Source organism: Haloarchaeobius caseinilyticus, assembly GCF_051207395.1.
GTDB lineage: Archaea > Halobacteriota > Halobacteria > Halobacteriales > Natrialbaceae > Haloarchaeobius.
The window spans coordinates 115,605-128,668 of sequence record NZ_JBPJZC010000002.1 but is presented as its reverse complement, the minus strand read 5'-3'; the positions used below and the strand labels follow the sequence as shown (position 1 = coordinate 128,668).

General features: G+C 61.0%; 18 protein-coding genes. 13 read left to right on the top strand and 5 right to left on the bottom strand.

From position 1 onward, the window contains the following. Nucleotides 1-69: 69 nt before the first annotated feature. The 4 genes from ACSC1P_RS11935 to ACSC1P_RS11920 form a co-directional block, all read right to left on the bottom strand. The gene (locus ACSC1P_RS11935) at nucleotides 70-216 is read right to left on the bottom strand and encodes a hypothetical protein (protein ID WP_435360409.1); all 147 of its coding nucleotides are present in this window, start codon (nucleotides 214-216) and stop codon (nucleotides 70-72) included. Nucleotides 217-414: 198 nt separating this feature from the next. Beyond that, nucleotides 415-1,317: a hypothetical protein gene (locus tag ACSC1P_RS11930; protein ID WP_435360408.1), complete on the bottom strand. Its 903-nt coding sequence runs from the start codon at nucleotides 1,315-1,317 to the stop codon at nucleotides 415-417. Continuing rightward, nucleotides 1,314-1,895 carry a hypothetical protein gene (locus ACSC1P_RS11925; RefSeq protein ID WP_435360407.1) on the bottom strand — a complete coding sequence of 194 codons (582 nt, stop codon included), beginning with the start codon at nucleotides 1,893-1,895 and terminating at the stop codon, nucleotides 1,314-1,316. The genes ACSC1P_RS11930 and ACSC1P_RS11925 overlap by 4 nt, the downstream gene beginning before the upstream one ends. Continuing rightward, complete coding sequence (locus tag ACSC1P_RS11920; protein WP_435360406.1) at nucleotides 1,885-2,112, bottom strand: hypothetical protein; 228 nt, start codon at nucleotides 2,110-2,112, stop codon at nucleotides 1,885-1,887. The genes ACSC1P_RS11925 and ACSC1P_RS11920 overlap by 11 nt, the downstream gene beginning before the upstream one ends. Before the next feature lie 150 nt (nucleotides 2,113-2,262). Here ACSC1P_RS11920 and ACSC1P_RS11915 point away from each other — a divergent pair, with 150 nt between their 5' ends. The 5 genes from ACSC1P_RS11915 to ACSC1P_RS11895 are packed head-to-tail and all read left to right on the top strand — an operon-like array spanning nucleotide 2,263 to nucleotide 4,916. Then, nucleotides 2,263-2,646, top strand: a complete 384-nt coding sequence (locus tag ACSC1P_RS11915; protein WP_435360405.1) for a hypothetical protein — start codon at nucleotides 2,263-2,265, stop codon at nucleotides 2,644-2,646. A gap of 42 nt (nucleotides 2,647-2,688) precedes the next feature. Further along, nucleotides 2,689-3,144, top strand: a complete 456-nt coding sequence (locus ACSC1P_RS11910; protein WP_435360404.1) for a hypothetical protein — start codon at nucleotides 2,689-2,691, stop codon at nucleotides 3,142-3,144. Then, nucleotides 3,144-3,449: a hypothetical protein gene (locus tag ACSC1P_RS11905; RefSeq protein WP_435360403.1), complete on the top strand. Its 306-nt coding sequence runs from the start codon at nucleotides 3,144-3,146 to the stop codon at nucleotides 3,447-3,449. The genes ACSC1P_RS11910 and ACSC1P_RS11905 overlap by 1 nt, the downstream gene beginning before the upstream one ends. Next, a complete protein-coding gene (locus ACSC1P_RS11900) occupies nucleotides 3,436-4,032 on the top strand; it encodes a hypothetical protein (protein ID WP_435360402.1) in 597 nt (198 codons plus the stop codon). The genes ACSC1P_RS11905 and ACSC1P_RS11900 overlap by 14 nt, the downstream gene beginning before the upstream one ends. Continuing rightward, complete coding sequence (locus ACSC1P_RS11895) at nucleotides 4,029-4,916, top strand: hypothetical protein (protein WP_435360401.1); 888 nt, start codon at nucleotides 4,029-4,031, stop codon at nucleotides 4,914-4,916. The genes ACSC1P_RS11900 and ACSC1P_RS11895 overlap by 4 nt, the downstream gene beginning before the upstream one ends. Here ACSC1P_RS11895 and ACSC1P_RS11890 read toward each other — a convergent pair. Continuing rightward, a complete protein-coding gene (locus ACSC1P_RS11890; RefSeq protein ID WP_435360400.1) occupies nucleotides 4,886-5,065 on the bottom strand; it encodes a hypothetical protein in 180 nt (59 codons plus the stop codon). The two genes, ACSC1P_RS11895 and ACSC1P_RS11890, sit on opposite strands and share 31 nt — an antisense overlap. 385 nt (nucleotides 5,066-5,450) lie before the next feature. On the opposite strand from ACSC1P_RS11890, the gene ACSC1P_RS11885 reads away from it, so the two are divergent. From ACSC1P_RS11885 to ACSC1P_RS11850, 8 genes are read left to right on the top strand one after another with little or no spacing between them, the layout of a single operon-like run. Next, nucleotides 5,451-8,054 (top strand): hypothetical protein, encoded by a 2,604-nt coding sequence (locus ACSC1P_RS11885; protein ID WP_435360399.1) that lies wholly within the window; start codon nucleotides 5,451-5,453, stop codon nucleotides 8,052-8,054. After that, nucleotides 8,055-8,303 (top strand): hypothetical protein, encoded by a 249-nt coding sequence (locus ACSC1P_RS11880; protein ID WP_435360398.1) that lies wholly within the window; start codon nucleotides 8,055-8,057, stop codon nucleotides 8,301-8,303. Then, nucleotides 8,300-8,569, top strand: a complete 270-nt coding sequence (locus tag ACSC1P_RS11875; protein WP_435360397.1) for a hypothetical protein — start codon at nucleotides 8,300-8,302, stop codon at nucleotides 8,567-8,569. Before ACSC1P_RS11880 ends, ACSC1P_RS11875 begins: the two co-directional genes overlap by 4 nt. After that, the gene (locus tag ACSC1P_RS11870; RefSeq protein ID WP_435360396.1) at nucleotides 8,566-11,337 is read left to right on the top strand and encodes a MerC domain-containing protein; all 2,772 of its coding nucleotides are present in this window, start codon (nucleotides 8,566-8,568) and stop codon (nucleotides 11,335-11,337) included. Before ACSC1P_RS11875 ends, ACSC1P_RS11870 begins: the two co-directional genes overlap by 4 nt. Beyond that, nucleotides 11,337-11,711, top strand: coding sequence for a hypothetical protein (locus ACSC1P_RS11865; RefSeq protein ID WP_435360395.1), 375 nt, complete (start codon nucleotides 11,337-11,339; stop codon nucleotides 11,709-11,711). Before ACSC1P_RS11870 ends, ACSC1P_RS11865 begins: the two co-directional genes overlap by 1 nt. Further along, a complete protein-coding gene (locus ACSC1P_RS11860) occupies nucleotides 11,708-12,004 on the top strand; it encodes a hypothetical protein (RefSeq protein ID WP_435360394.1) in 297 nt (98 codons plus the stop codon). The genes ACSC1P_RS11865 and ACSC1P_RS11860 overlap by 4 nt, the downstream gene beginning before the upstream one ends. After that, nucleotides 12,001-12,447 (top strand): hypothetical protein, encoded by a 447-nt coding sequence (locus tag ACSC1P_RS11855; RefSeq protein WP_435360393.1) that lies wholly within the window; start codon nucleotides 12,001-12,003, stop codon nucleotides 12,445-12,447. Before ACSC1P_RS11860 ends, ACSC1P_RS11855 begins: the two co-directional genes overlap by 4 nt. After that, nucleotides 12,447-12,857: a hypothetical protein gene (locus tag ACSC1P_RS11850; RefSeq protein WP_435360392.1), complete on the top strand. Its 411-nt coding sequence runs from the start codon at nucleotides 12,447-12,449 to the stop codon at nucleotides 12,855-12,857. Before ACSC1P_RS11855 ends, ACSC1P_RS11850 begins: the two co-directional genes overlap by 1 nt. Nucleotides 12,858-13,064: the final 207 nt, after the last annotated feature.

The window sequence follows — 13,064 nt, the reverse complement described above, 5'->3', positions numbered from 1 at the left end:
CGTAGTAGACACCAAAGCTGATATGTTTGTCCCCTAACCTAACACCGAGGTGTCTCAAATGTCTCTGGCCTATTTCTCGTTCAGTCTCCCGGTCTGCACATTTATTGTGCCGGCGACGACCTGCGGGTTGGCGACGCCGTACATGCCGGAGACGAACGTGTAGAATCCGACGGCGAACAGGAGTGCAGTCGAGTGCGACACTTCGCGCTCGTTCATCGTCGACCTCCGGCGCAGCTCGCAGTCTTTCGAGTGGGTGCGGGTCGCTCCCGGGCCCGGCCGCGGCCGCCTACGCGATGAGCTTTCGTTCTGCTTCGGTCGACCCGGTTCTGTCGACCCCCACATACACGCGTTAGCTTAACTAATAGGGGTAGGTGGGGGTGGGGGTGGGTGGGTGTCCGCCTGTGTCTGTGACGGTCACATAACATCGAGGTCACACTCGCGGATGAGGTAGTTCTTGACCTGCTTGGACTCTGACTCGGAGAGTTCCCAGTCCATCTTCAGGAGGTCTCGGTTGAGATACTCGCCACCACTGGCTTCCTGTATGTAGTCGTCGACGCGTTGCTTCTCAATGATGGCCTCGGCGACCTCCTTCGGAGTCATCTCCTCGGCATCACCCTCGGATTCCTCTTGGATGCGCTGGAGCAGTTGCTCGTTGAGGTCCTTCGTGTAGTTCTGTTTCTTCGCCTCGTAGGCCTCGCGAAGCCCGTCGCTCGGCGGGTTGAAGTTGATGTACTTCCACCGCTTGAGCCAGCCGGACTCGTCCTTCATCCGGTGGTACTTGAAGTAGTTCTTCCCGCTCTTGCGGTTGGTATCGATGAACTGTATCTTCGCCTTCGACGTGTTCGTCTCCTCGTTGACGGACACCATCTCGATGTAGTGGTGGAACCGGCGGCGGACCTGCGAGTCGATGAGGTCGAGTTCGGGCACGGTGAGGATGGCGAAGCGGTTCTGTTCGCGCCAGGTCTGCAGCAGGAAATTCAGCACTTCGTTCGCCATGTCGTACCAGTTCCGCGAGTTCGCGGCGACGCCGGCCTCGTCGAGGACCACGCCGGTCCCGCTCGGGTAGCTCTTGTCGCCTGCGACGCTGAGGAACTCTTCGACGCTCATGGCGTACTCGTCAGTGCTGAACCCGGGCCAGAGTGCTTCGGCGACGCGACCCGCGCCCCAGGATTTCCCGCTGCCGGTTTCGCCGACGAAGATGGCGACCCAGTTCTTGTTTGCCTGGTGGAGCCGTGGCCAGATCTTCCGTCGGAGGATGATGTTCCGCTCGACAAGTTCGGGCATCTGCGTCGGCGGGGGAGCGATGGCACTGCTCATACTGCCTCCGTTTCAGCGTCGGGGACGGTCATGTCGGGCTGGAAGCCGAGGCGGCCTGCGGCTTCGTGGAGTACGCCGACGATGTCGACGAGAATGTCGCCGTCGAGAATTTTCACTCGGGTGACGGTGTCCTCGCGTCGGCCTCGCATCCCGGTCTTGACGACGGTCGTCGTCTCGACGGCACGCTCCAGGTCGCGGATAACATCGAGGCCAGCGTAGGACTGCTCGACATCTTCGGTCCACTCGCGGATACCGAGTTGTTCGTCGATGCTACCGACGACCTCGCGACGCGGGACGGTCTCGGTGTACATCCAGTCGTCGCTGAGTTCGACCGTCTCCCACCAGTCGTTCTCGCCGACTTCCGGCCGGTTCCGGAGTGGGCGGAGTGCGTGGTAGTAGTCCGAGATGGCTTGTTGGAGCTTCATCCGGACCTGTCTCGGGGCGGTGCCGTGGTTGAGCATCTGGGCTTGCTGGAGTTCAGAGCGGGCCTCGTAGCACTGGAGTTGGGCGTGCTCGATGATGCGCTCACGAACTGACTTCGGTCCCTTCGACTCGTTGCGGTTGTACTCACTCGACATCGTCAGCGGCCCCCTTGAGGTCGATTTCGAGGACGCCGTCGCGCTTGCCGCCCTTGTGGTAGTGCTGGATGAATTTCTCGGGGACGGTCTCCCAGTCGTCGGGGTTGATGCCCGCGTTCTTGAGCGCGGCCTTGTCGATCGTGAGCTGGAGTGAGCCGTTCCGGTCGACCGGGCTCATCTCGGACTCCAGTATTACTGGCGTCTGTCGTGAAGACATAACACGGCCGAGTAACCCTCTCTGTAATAACATCTTCCCTCGGGTGTGAACCGTCTGTGAACTGGGTGTGTATCTCGGCGTGGGGGACTATCACGGATGCCGTAACTTTCAGCGCACATGGGTGTTTCACAGACCCAACGGACGACGACGGTGGGATCCACGGGACCCGAGTCGCCGTCTGTGTCCAAAGCGAGTAGCACAGACCCGTACGAGCGGGGCAAGCAGATCGGCTGGCAGAAAGCCGAGAACACGGTCGAGACGCTGAAGTCACCGATGAAGACGAAGGCGGCGATGCAGGGGATGATCAAGGGCATCGGTGGTGCGATCATCGCCGCGTTCATGGTCATCGTCGTGCTGTCGCAGGTCTACAGCCTCGACATCATCTCCACCGGTTCAGGTCCGTTCGCGAACCTGACCGGGGACTTCGTGACGTACGGAACGGCCGCACTCGGCCTGGTCGGTGTCGGCATCATCGTCGGCGCTGCGAGCTACGCGATGGCGATGTTCGGTGGCGGCGGCATGGGCGGCCGCTAACCGCGACCAACTCCCCCTACTTTCAGAAGTCGAGAGCTACCAATGAAGAGTTCAATTTTCGTCCTCGTCGTCCTCGTCCTGTTCGGAGTCATCTGTGTCCCAGCGCTGGGTGCATCGTACTCGAGCGCGCCAACTGGGACCGAGACCGTCGACAACGAGACGAGCAACATATCCACGTCATCGTGGACGGCGGTCTCCTCTGCGGGCCAGACGTGGTACGACAACGAAACGGTCTGGTACAACGAGTCCGCGGTCGCCACGTCCGAGTACGAGTGGAGCACGTCGAACGGGTCGATTCGCGCAGTCGAGAACGGCACGCTCGCCAGCGCATCGACCGTGAACGTCACGTACACCTACGAGGCCCGCGGTGACTGGGTCCAACTCGGTGAGGGAGCAGTCACGCTCCTCGTGGCTGTGCTCGGTGTTCTTACGCTCCTCGTCGCTGGGTTGTTCCTGCTGGGAACGGCCTCACTGTTCGCGAGTGCGGGTGGTCGGTGATGCTGGAGTCACAGTACGTGCTCGTGTTCCTGCTCGCTTGCGCGACGACCTACTTCGCGTTCTATCGATACGAACTGCACGTCGTCGTGAACCTGCTCGTCGCGGTGTTCTGCTGGGGCACGCTGGTCGTCGTCAGCGGGAGTGTTCGAGTTGCGAGTAACGGCACGAAACTATCGTTCGGAAGCCCGCTGATGCAGGCGCTCAGCGTGTTCATGCTGCTGGTCTGTGGGTTCGCGCTCGTGTTCGCGATCTTCGGCGAGTTCCCGAACGACTCGATGCTTCAAGATACCAATGAGACAGAGTAGACAGCGCGTCTCCCGGGAAGACATGGCGGCCCTCGAGGACCGTCGGGTCGCCGCCCAGGAAGGCGCTCGAATCGGTGCAGCACAGGCACAAGAAGACGACCCGATGCAGGACATGGACCAGACGGACTTCCTGTCCGCACTCCGGAATCCGGACATCGAGTCCGACGAGTTCGACGAGCTGGAGGATATCCTCAAGCCGCACCTGTCGGGCACGCTCGTCACGTCGTACTACGACGAGGATGACCGCCAGTCCATCAAGATTCACAACATGGCGCTCACCCATCGCGTGCTCAAAGAGCGTGACCGCGGTCGGCTCTGTACGGGGCCGTTCCTCGAACACGCCCAGGGCGTCGACGGGCGCGACGACAAGGCCGTGAAAGAACGGTTCACGTCCGACGAGCGGCGGGCCGTGAAAGCCGCGCTCGAAGAGGTCCGAACCGCGATGCAAAACCTCGCGATCGACCACGTCGGCCTGTCGAAGACGGCGGACACGACGGTCGAGACCCGCGTCCAGAACATGGACAGTGACGGAAAGTCGAAGTCTCGCCTCGGGCGGGCCAGTGAGAAGGTGTTCGGCCGATGACGGACGACGACCCCGATCCACTCGCTGAACCGGGTGACTTTGATACCGGGACGCGTGCCGTCGTCGAGGAACGTATCGAGACGGACGAAGAGAACGACGCGAAGCCTGTCGAGGACGACGCGCTGCCGGGACAGGGTCACGTCGAGGCGGCGGGTGACTGGCTCGCGAAGTGGTCACTGCGTGTCGGAATGGTGTTCGTTGCGCCGTTGCTCGCGATGCTACGGTTCATCCCGAAGACGAGCATCCTCGGTGACAAGCTCATCCAGGCTGGCTACAACGTCAAGAAGAAGACGTCGAACGCGGACGTGCTGGTGAACTCCATCTACGGGGACGGGATGGTCATTCCGCGGGCTGGCTACTGGAACTCGTCGACGCAGCAGTACGAGACGAACAACGGTGAGACGTACTCTGCGAAGGGTGAGGGCCAGCGGCCGTATCACATGAACGGGAAGACGCCGGTCGTGTGGTCGCTGCGGGGAACGGCGGAGACGTTCGCGCCGGTGCAGGCGTACGCGGCGACGCAGCGAAAGCTGGGTAACTGGATCGCGCGAAAGCGCAGCGACGGCTCGCAGGAGATTTACGTCGGTGGTAACCCGCCGGATGGTGCGGATGGGTTGATTCTCGACTGGGATGCGGTCTGGGAGATGTACTTCCAGCAGGTCGACCAGGGCGACCTCGACAAGCAGTACGACCTCGGTCGGATGGAGGAGATGGACGAGAACTCGGGGAAGCAGGCGCTTCTGTACCTGCTGACGTACATCGGTGGCATCGCGTCGGCACTCGTCATCATCTGGTTCCTGACTGAGTTCGTCAGTGGCGGTGGCGGCGGTGGTGGAGCTGGTATCGGGCTGAGTTACATCCAGTTGCCGGGAGTGCTGGGGTGACCGAGGATGGGTCGTATCCCCATCCCGGGGCGTAGCGGTGGGAGTGACGACGGGTCTGGTTCTGGTTCGAAGTCCAGCGGGTCGTCCTCTTCGTCGCGGTCGTCGCCGTCGCGGACTGCTCGCGTTCGGCAGAAGCTGCGGGAAGTCAAGCGGCGGACGCCAGTTATCGGCTCGGACGACTCGTCGAGTGGCTCGGAGAGTTCGAGTGCTCGAGCATCGTCGAGCAGTTCGAGCGGCCCGCCGGATGACCTGAACGCGAGCCGTCGGCTGTCTGGGTCTTCGTCGTCTTCGTCCGGTGGTTCGGGAGGTTCGCAGTCGTCGAGCAGTCAGAGTGGCGGCCCACCGGATGATCTGAACGCTGAACGTCGTGCTTCGTCGGCTGGATCTTCATCGTCTCCTGCTGGTCGCAATCCCGAGAACATCAACCAGGGGCGTCGCCGGACGGGGAACAGTAAGAGTGGCGGGAGTCAGCCAGTCAACGAGTATGTCCTTCGGGCAGCCGGAGTTTCGAATTTGACTCGGGGGCCGGAAGGCGTGGTCGAACGACAATTCGCCGAACAGGTTGTCGAGAACAATCCGGACCTCACCGATGTTAGCCAGGTCCGTGTGACGAACGTGACTGGTGTCGATAAGGCGATTGCGAACCAGGACGTGAGTAACCCAGGTCGGTTCATCGACGCTGACATCGAACTGACCGAGTCCGGGGAGCAAGCAGTGCGGGAAGGCTACCAGCAAGCAGTTGAGCGAACGGGCTCGACCGGGCAGTACCTCCTCGACCGTGAGCAGGACATCGCGCAGGAGCGAGCGGAGGCAGAGTTCGCCGAGGACGTTCGGACGAATCAGTTCGCTCGTCAGCGGTTGCGTGAGCAGTTCGCCGATGCGAACGGCGTCGATAGTTCGGAATTAGACGTAGCTGTCACGAGGAAAGGCCTCAACGTCGGGCTGAGTGAAGGAGGCCAACGCCAGGCCCTCGTCGCTGCAGCTGCTGCCCAGTCCGATGCGTTCAGTGAGGAGGACTTCGTCGCGGGTGTGTCTGGTGGCGAGTTCGTAGCTGACCTCGACCGGAACGCTCGCCGAGCCGAGATTCGTCGACAGGTCGCTGCAGAGAACAACGTGCTGTCGGAGGCCGACGTGCGTGTGGCGTTCGAACTATCACCGCAGGAACGGAACCGTGCGGCCGCGGCTGGAGCCAACGAGAACGAGCGAGGCCGTGCTGAGGAAGCGGTGGTTTCGCTCACGGAAGGCGGACGCAGGAAGCTCATACAGCAGCAGGTCGCCGAAGACACGGCAGGCGTGGAGACAGAGGATGTCCTTGTGTCGTTCGATGAGTCTGGCCAGGCGAACGTCGAACTGGCCGAGCGATTCGGTGACGATGGTAATCGTGTGTTCGGTATCGGTGGGATTGAGGATGATTTAGAGAACGCCGCCGAAGCCTCCGGGGACTTTCTGAGAGACGTCGGAGGCGCGGCCGGTGAGGCAGTTGGATACGCGGCAACTGGAACCACTCGAATCGGGCTCGAACTCGCTGGGAAGGACTCCGAGCGAGTCACCAAACCGTACATGGAGTTCTTCGAGGGCGCAGGAGAGGGAGCGGCTTCGATGGCCAACGTCCCTGCGGTGTTGAGCAGCCTCGACGAGACCGGTGAGTTCCTCGGATACAGTGCGGCCGAGATTGTGCAGGGCAACGCTGGGGAACTGGGACGAGATATCAGCGTCGAGACTGGCCGTCTCGGTTCTGGGGCGAAGGACGCTGTCCTCTCGAATCCCATCGGGTCTGTCGGGACTGTCACCGGAACACTCCTCGGTTCGTACGGAGCGATTCGTTACGCGAGTGCTGCGGGGTCGACCTCGGGGATGGCTGCACGGTACGCTATCCAGCCTGGCGAGGAGTTGCTGTCGGCAGGCGCGACGCGGGCACTCCGAACGACCAGCCGCGGTCGCAGAATCGCGGACCAGCTCCCGGGCGGGAAGATCGACACCGAAGAACTCGCTGTACTGGGAGCGAAGAAAGTCGGCGGTCGCAGTAAGGCGGCTGCGAGTAAGGTCCGACGGAGTCTGGCTGGTCGTATCGAGAACCCGCGGTTGCGGGAGCTGGTGTCGACGCCGGTCGACTTCGAGGGGCAGACTGGGATGTCTCGCTCCGAGTTCTTCGACCTACCTGGCGAGCGCCCTGTTGGACTGTCGGGGAGCGATGTCGACGCGGCGATGGGCGTCGAGGGGCCGAGCAGAACGCGCATCACCATGGCACGGACGAAACGCCGTCTCAGTCGAACCCGACGCCAACTCGGGGAACTCTGGGGGAATCGAGGTTCGCAAACCGAGCGTGCTCAGTTGAACCTCGTTGGTGGTGAGGGTCGGAACAGCACTCCGCTCGCAGAAGTCGAGGAGGCACCGAGTCGGAGTTCGTTCCGTGATTACTCGAAGTCTGAGGTGCTGTCGAACAGTCCGCGGGACTTGATGCAGGGCGACATCTACGACCGGTCGCTCGCGGCACGCCGGTCTTCGAGCGGGACGCTGGACTACGAGGACGGTCGGCCGGGAGGGTACAGCCGTGACCCGACGCCATCGCGTGGGGCGCAGTCTCGCCGTCGCCGTGCTCAACGCTCGTCGTTCGAAGCTGAGAGCGAGTTGGAGCTCGAGTCTGCGAAAGCGGAACTGGACTGGCTCGCGACGGAGGCCGAGGCGTCGTCACTACAGGCCGATCGGGAACTCGCTGGCGTGAGTGAGCGTCTGCTGGCTGCTGAAGCGTCGAGTCTCGCAGAGGACACCGCACCGACTACAGCGTTCGAAACGCAGGAGACTGGACAGTACGAGAAGCTCTGGGAAGAGACTGGACTCGAGGAAGAGTTCCGATTCGAGCAGGAAACTGAAACCGAGCAACGGCAGGAGTACAGAGGGAACTACGAATCTGAGTTTGAGTATGGTTATGAGTTCGACTACGAGACAGTGGTTCCAGACCCAAGGACGGGCGTCGAACCTGAACCGAGGCGAGTTCCTGACCCAGACTTCGACGACGACCCGCAGTCTCAGCCGCGGTGGCCGGCTGAGGATGCGTGGGGTTCGGGTTCGGAGACGTGGGAGAATCCGTTCGCGGATTCAGAGGACGTGGTGAGTGAGTTCTTCGGAGGTGGCCGGTAGATGGCGACGTTCTACCACTTCGTCGTCTCGGCGGTCGTGTACGCAGTCTGGATGCTATGCTACGCGGTCGTCGACCAGGTGTTTGGCATCATCGTGCCGATGGCACAGAAGCTCGACCCGGGCGGGATGATGTCCCAGCCGGTGGGCTGGATGGACGTTATCCGGGACCAGTACCCGCTGATGGGGTTGCTGGGTATCTTCATCACGGTGCTCGGTGTTGGCGTGTTGGACTCGCGGGGTGCGATATGAGTCGCATCTTGCGCGCGGTCGCCGCCACGATGTGGCTCGTCTCCGCGGGACTGTACGTGCTCGCGATGGCTGGAGTGCTGCCAGAACTGTGGGGGATTCTGTCCTCGATGCCGGCGGTGACGAACGGTCCGTGGTGGGAGATGGCTCAGCGTTTCAAGTGGCTCGCGTCGGTCGGCGTGCCCGCGCTGTTGCTGCTGACGCCGATCGTGTACTGGCTGGTCGGCGGTGTGAAAGAGGAAGGGAATAAGCGGAGATACCGGATATGAGACGGAAGAGTATCGTTCTGTTCGCGGTAGTTGCATCGTTCCTCATCGTGAGTCACGCACCCATTGTAGCTGCAGATCCGGGGCTGGTGGTGGGCTCTGAACACAGTTCTGAGAGTGATTTCACTAATGCGTCACTGACGAATATGAGTGTCTCTGGAAGTGGAGAGAGCGCTTCCGTGGTACTGAATCCACCTGCTGCAGGAGGGTTTAGTGACGACTACGAAGACGGGAGTGTCGATGGGTACATCGGCGAGACCGGGAGTTTCGGTACGTATACTGGGAACGCCTATAGCGGTACGTACGGGATTTCTCGAACCGGTAATGACGGCGCGCACGGTGGGGTCCTGACTAACACTGATTTGTGGGCAGGTGGAGACCAGAAAACGGCCAGTATCTGGATGTACTGGCCTGGGCAAAACAACGCTCCGAACCGACGGGGCGGGGTGTACTTGGCTGATTCGAGTGGTGATGGACTGGTTGCGTTCTGGGACCAAGACTCATCTAAATCTGGGGACGATAAAGCGATACTGCGGTTCGACGAGGTTAGCTCACCGACCACTTATGAAGCAACTGCGGTAGAATCATCGGACACGCCGCTGTCTGCGGGTTATTACAAGGTTGTAATTACTCATGACGGTGGCAGTTCGTACGAAGCATGGCTGGAGGATACTAATGGCAATACGGTCATTGGCCCGATATCGAAGACGGACTCGAGTTTCACTCCAACTCGTGCTGGTGTCTGGTTCTACGACAGTGACGTTGAGGCTGACCTACTTGAAACTAATTCGGACCTGGGGGCCACGGGAGAGTTCACGACGGGCACGTACCTGTCTCCTGAACACTCCGTCGAAAATGCTGAACAGGCCGATATCAACATCAGTGATGTATCGAACGTAAGTGCCGACCTGAGTGTAGAATATCACGACGGCTCGTCATGGCAGACTGGTGCTTCTACTACAGTGGGGTCTGCTGGGAACTACTCACTTTCACTGCCAGATGTCTCATCGTCACGATGGCGGGTCCGTGTGGACGTTTCGAAGACTGGTGAGAGCCCAGAGTTTAGACTTCTGGAAGAGTCGATTCTGTTCGATAGTTCTGCTCCTTCAGTAGAGGCGGCGAGCGTGGTTCCGCCAGCTGGGAGTTCGACAAACAATGAGAATGTCAATCTTTCAATACCGGTGTCAGATTCGGACTTCGGGACTGCCCAGGGAGACTCGGTAACTGTGGAGATTTACGTCGACGGAAATCTCACCGACACGCAGGCAATCAACTCGAACCAGACAGTCTCGACGACTGTCGCTGTTCTTTCGAACGGGTCACACTCGTGGCACGTTGATCTCTCCGATTCGTATGGGGAAACGGTTAGTTCTCAATCGTTCTCGTTCGACGTTCTTCACCACCCCGCGAGCCTGAACAATTCGAGTGCAATCCCGCAGAACGGTTCGAAGGTCACGGAGCGAGATTTCAACCTCTCGATTTCGCTCACTGATACGGACTTCGACGAGCCCTCCGGTGACGAGAACGTGGTGGACTTCTACGTCGATGGATCGCTGGCTGGCTCGGAGACCGTCAGTGAAAACGGGACTGTCTCGTTGCCTGTTTCGGTTAGCACGGGTGGCAGCCACACGTGGCATGTCGAGGTGACGGACGAGTACGGGTTTACCACTGAGAGCGAGTCGTTCACGTTCGATACGCCGAACACGCTCTATATCCGGAATGAGCTGAACCCTGACCAACTCATCAACGAGAGCGTCTCTATCACTGTGCGGCTGTTCGGGAACGAAACGACGCAGCGGCGGGAAGTCACCGACGGAACGCTGAATCTGACTGGGATTCCGTTCGGTGAGCGAATTGTCGCGACGACCGAGGCTGAGGGTTGGGTTGACCGTCGAATCATCATCCGAGACCTCGGCCAGCAACAGGACATCTACCTACTCGACGAAAACGCGACGACGGTTCCGCTCACGTTCGAACTGACGGACAAGAGCGGGAACTTCCCGACGAGTGAGAGCGTGCTCATCATCCAGAAGGCACTGAACGTGTCTGGGAGTGAGTCGCTGGTCTGGCGGACGATTGCCGGCGATGACTTCGCAGCTGACGAGACGTTCCCCGTGACGCTCGCCTACCAAGAGCGCTATCGCATCCTCGTCCGGAACGAGGACGGCGACGAGCGGAACCTCGGTTCGTTTATCCCGACCGAGGGCGGTCGTCGAGTGCTGACCATCGGGTCTGTTTCGTGGCAGCCACCGGAGGGCGACAGCGTCCTCTTCAACGTCACGCACGACAAGCCTGCGAACGTGGTGAAGGTCGCCGTTGATGGCGACGAGTCGTTCGACTCTCTGCGCGTGCTCTTGTACGAGCGCGGGAACCGGTCGGCGCCTGTCTTCGACGCCACGTCGTACGATGTCGACCAGTACTGGGAGATGGTTCCGTACGGAAACAACACGACGGAGGACAAACTCGTCGTCGAGGCGATCGGGAAGCGCGACGGCGAGGTCGTGTTCAACGGGAGTGAGCAACTCGGGTCGGTCAACGAGGAGCCCATCGACATCGACCAGAACTGGCTGGCGCTGTTCGTCCAGATAACCGTGGTCGGCGTGATCGGGTTGGTCGCGGGGAACATGCACCGGACTGGCGGCATCATCGTTGTCGCGGTCGCGTTCGGTGTGACGTGGTTCGGGTGGTTCACGTTCCACCCTGCCTCGCTGGGCATCTCGGGTGTCATCGCGCTGTTTGCGGCGACGCGGCCGAACGGAGGTGGTGTCTGATGGGGATGCGAGCAGTCTCTATCTTCATGTTCATCCTCTGCCTGAGCGCGTCCAGCTATTGGATGAACCACTCGGGGATGAACGACCACATGGGTGTCTCCAAGGACACCGGCCTCCAGGACGACATCGAGGAAGTCGACCAGTCTGACGAGGGGTTCTCGTCGAACGTGCCTGACGTGGCGGACTACCTCGGGTACGCGGTAACGGCGGTGAAGAGCTTCGTGAACATCTTCATCGTCCTCGGGCCGATCGAGACGGCGTTCAAAAACGTCGGGTTCCCCGGCTGGTTGGTGTTCCCGGTGATGAATCTCGTACTCCGGCCGATCTACACGCTGGCTGGCGTGCAGATGATTCGCGGGGTGATGGTCGAATGATGGACATCAGTCCCATCCTCGACGACCTGATCAGTGGGAACTGGCAGGAGTTCCTGTTCGGGTACGTTGGTGTCTCGGTGAGCGAAGCCGTGTTCTCCGTCATCGTCGTCGCCATCGTCGTGTTGCCGACGTACGCTCGCACGCAGGACATGACGCTGCCGGCTATCGCGCTCGCACTCCTGTCCGGGTCGTTCATCCCGTTGCTCCCCGGCGGCCTCGTCGGCGTCGCGTGGGGCGTGCTGTGGTTGTCTGGCGCGGTCGCACTGTTCGGACTCGTCCAGGTGTTCCGATGACGCCACGCGACGTTCTCCGCGAACTGCTGGAGGTGTTCTTCCTCCCGGCGATTATGGCGCGCGGCGCGCTGAACCAACTCGGGTATCTGTTCGTGACTGCGGAGCATCCGGAGACCGAGCCCGTGCGCGAACTGACCCCGTCGCTTCCGCTGGAGTTAGAGCAGATTCAGCCGTGTGCGGTGAAGTGGGTGCATCTGTTCTCGACGATCGGGGCGGTGATGTTCGTCGTCTACTTCCTGACGGTGACGGCGGACGCACTCGTCGCTGACTGCACTGGCGTCTTCGCGAAAAAATGCGCACACTACACGACACCGCAGAGTCTGCTGGGCTGGGTGTCACTCGTGTACATTCTCGCACAGTGGCTGTTCGTGGCGCTGTGGGACCCGCTGGTGTTGCTGACCGTGGGTGAGGACGAGGTCGTCGACGGAGGTGAGCGAGCGTGATGCGCGCGCTGCAGGTCATGCTGGTGTTGCTGGTGCCGGCGAACCCGCTGCACGAGCTGACTCACGTCGCGTTCGCGCGGCCGTTCGCGTCCTCGACGTCGGTCGAACGTTCGGGGTTCGCCGTGTGGGCGAACTTGGAGTGGGAGGCTGGGACGCCGGTCGCGTGGATTCGGCTGGCGCATCTCGCGCCGACGTTGACCGGTGTGACCATCGCCTGTGTGAGCGCGCCGCTGCTGCCGTTGTACGCTCGGTTCGTCGACGTGGTCGGGCAGGCGACGGCGTCGCTGGTGGGCGTGCCTGACGCGGCTCCAGAACTGTCTGTGCTGGTCGCGGTCTCGATGCTCGTGAACTGGCTGGCATTCACCTGGCCGTCGTACTCAGATATTTTCCCGTTCGGTGGTGAGCGATGAACTGCGCGAACGCGTGCGGTGAGACGGCGACGACGCGAGTGCCGTGGCCGGGCGGCGAAGTGTTTGTGTGTAACGAGTGTGCGCCGTTAGTTCGCCGTATTAATCCTATTGTCGGGGAAAATAGTACTCTGCCTCGTGACTAGCTATTAGTAGGAGTGTGAATGAGGATCACTGAATTGTGTAAAACCCATCTCGGAGCAGTTCCTT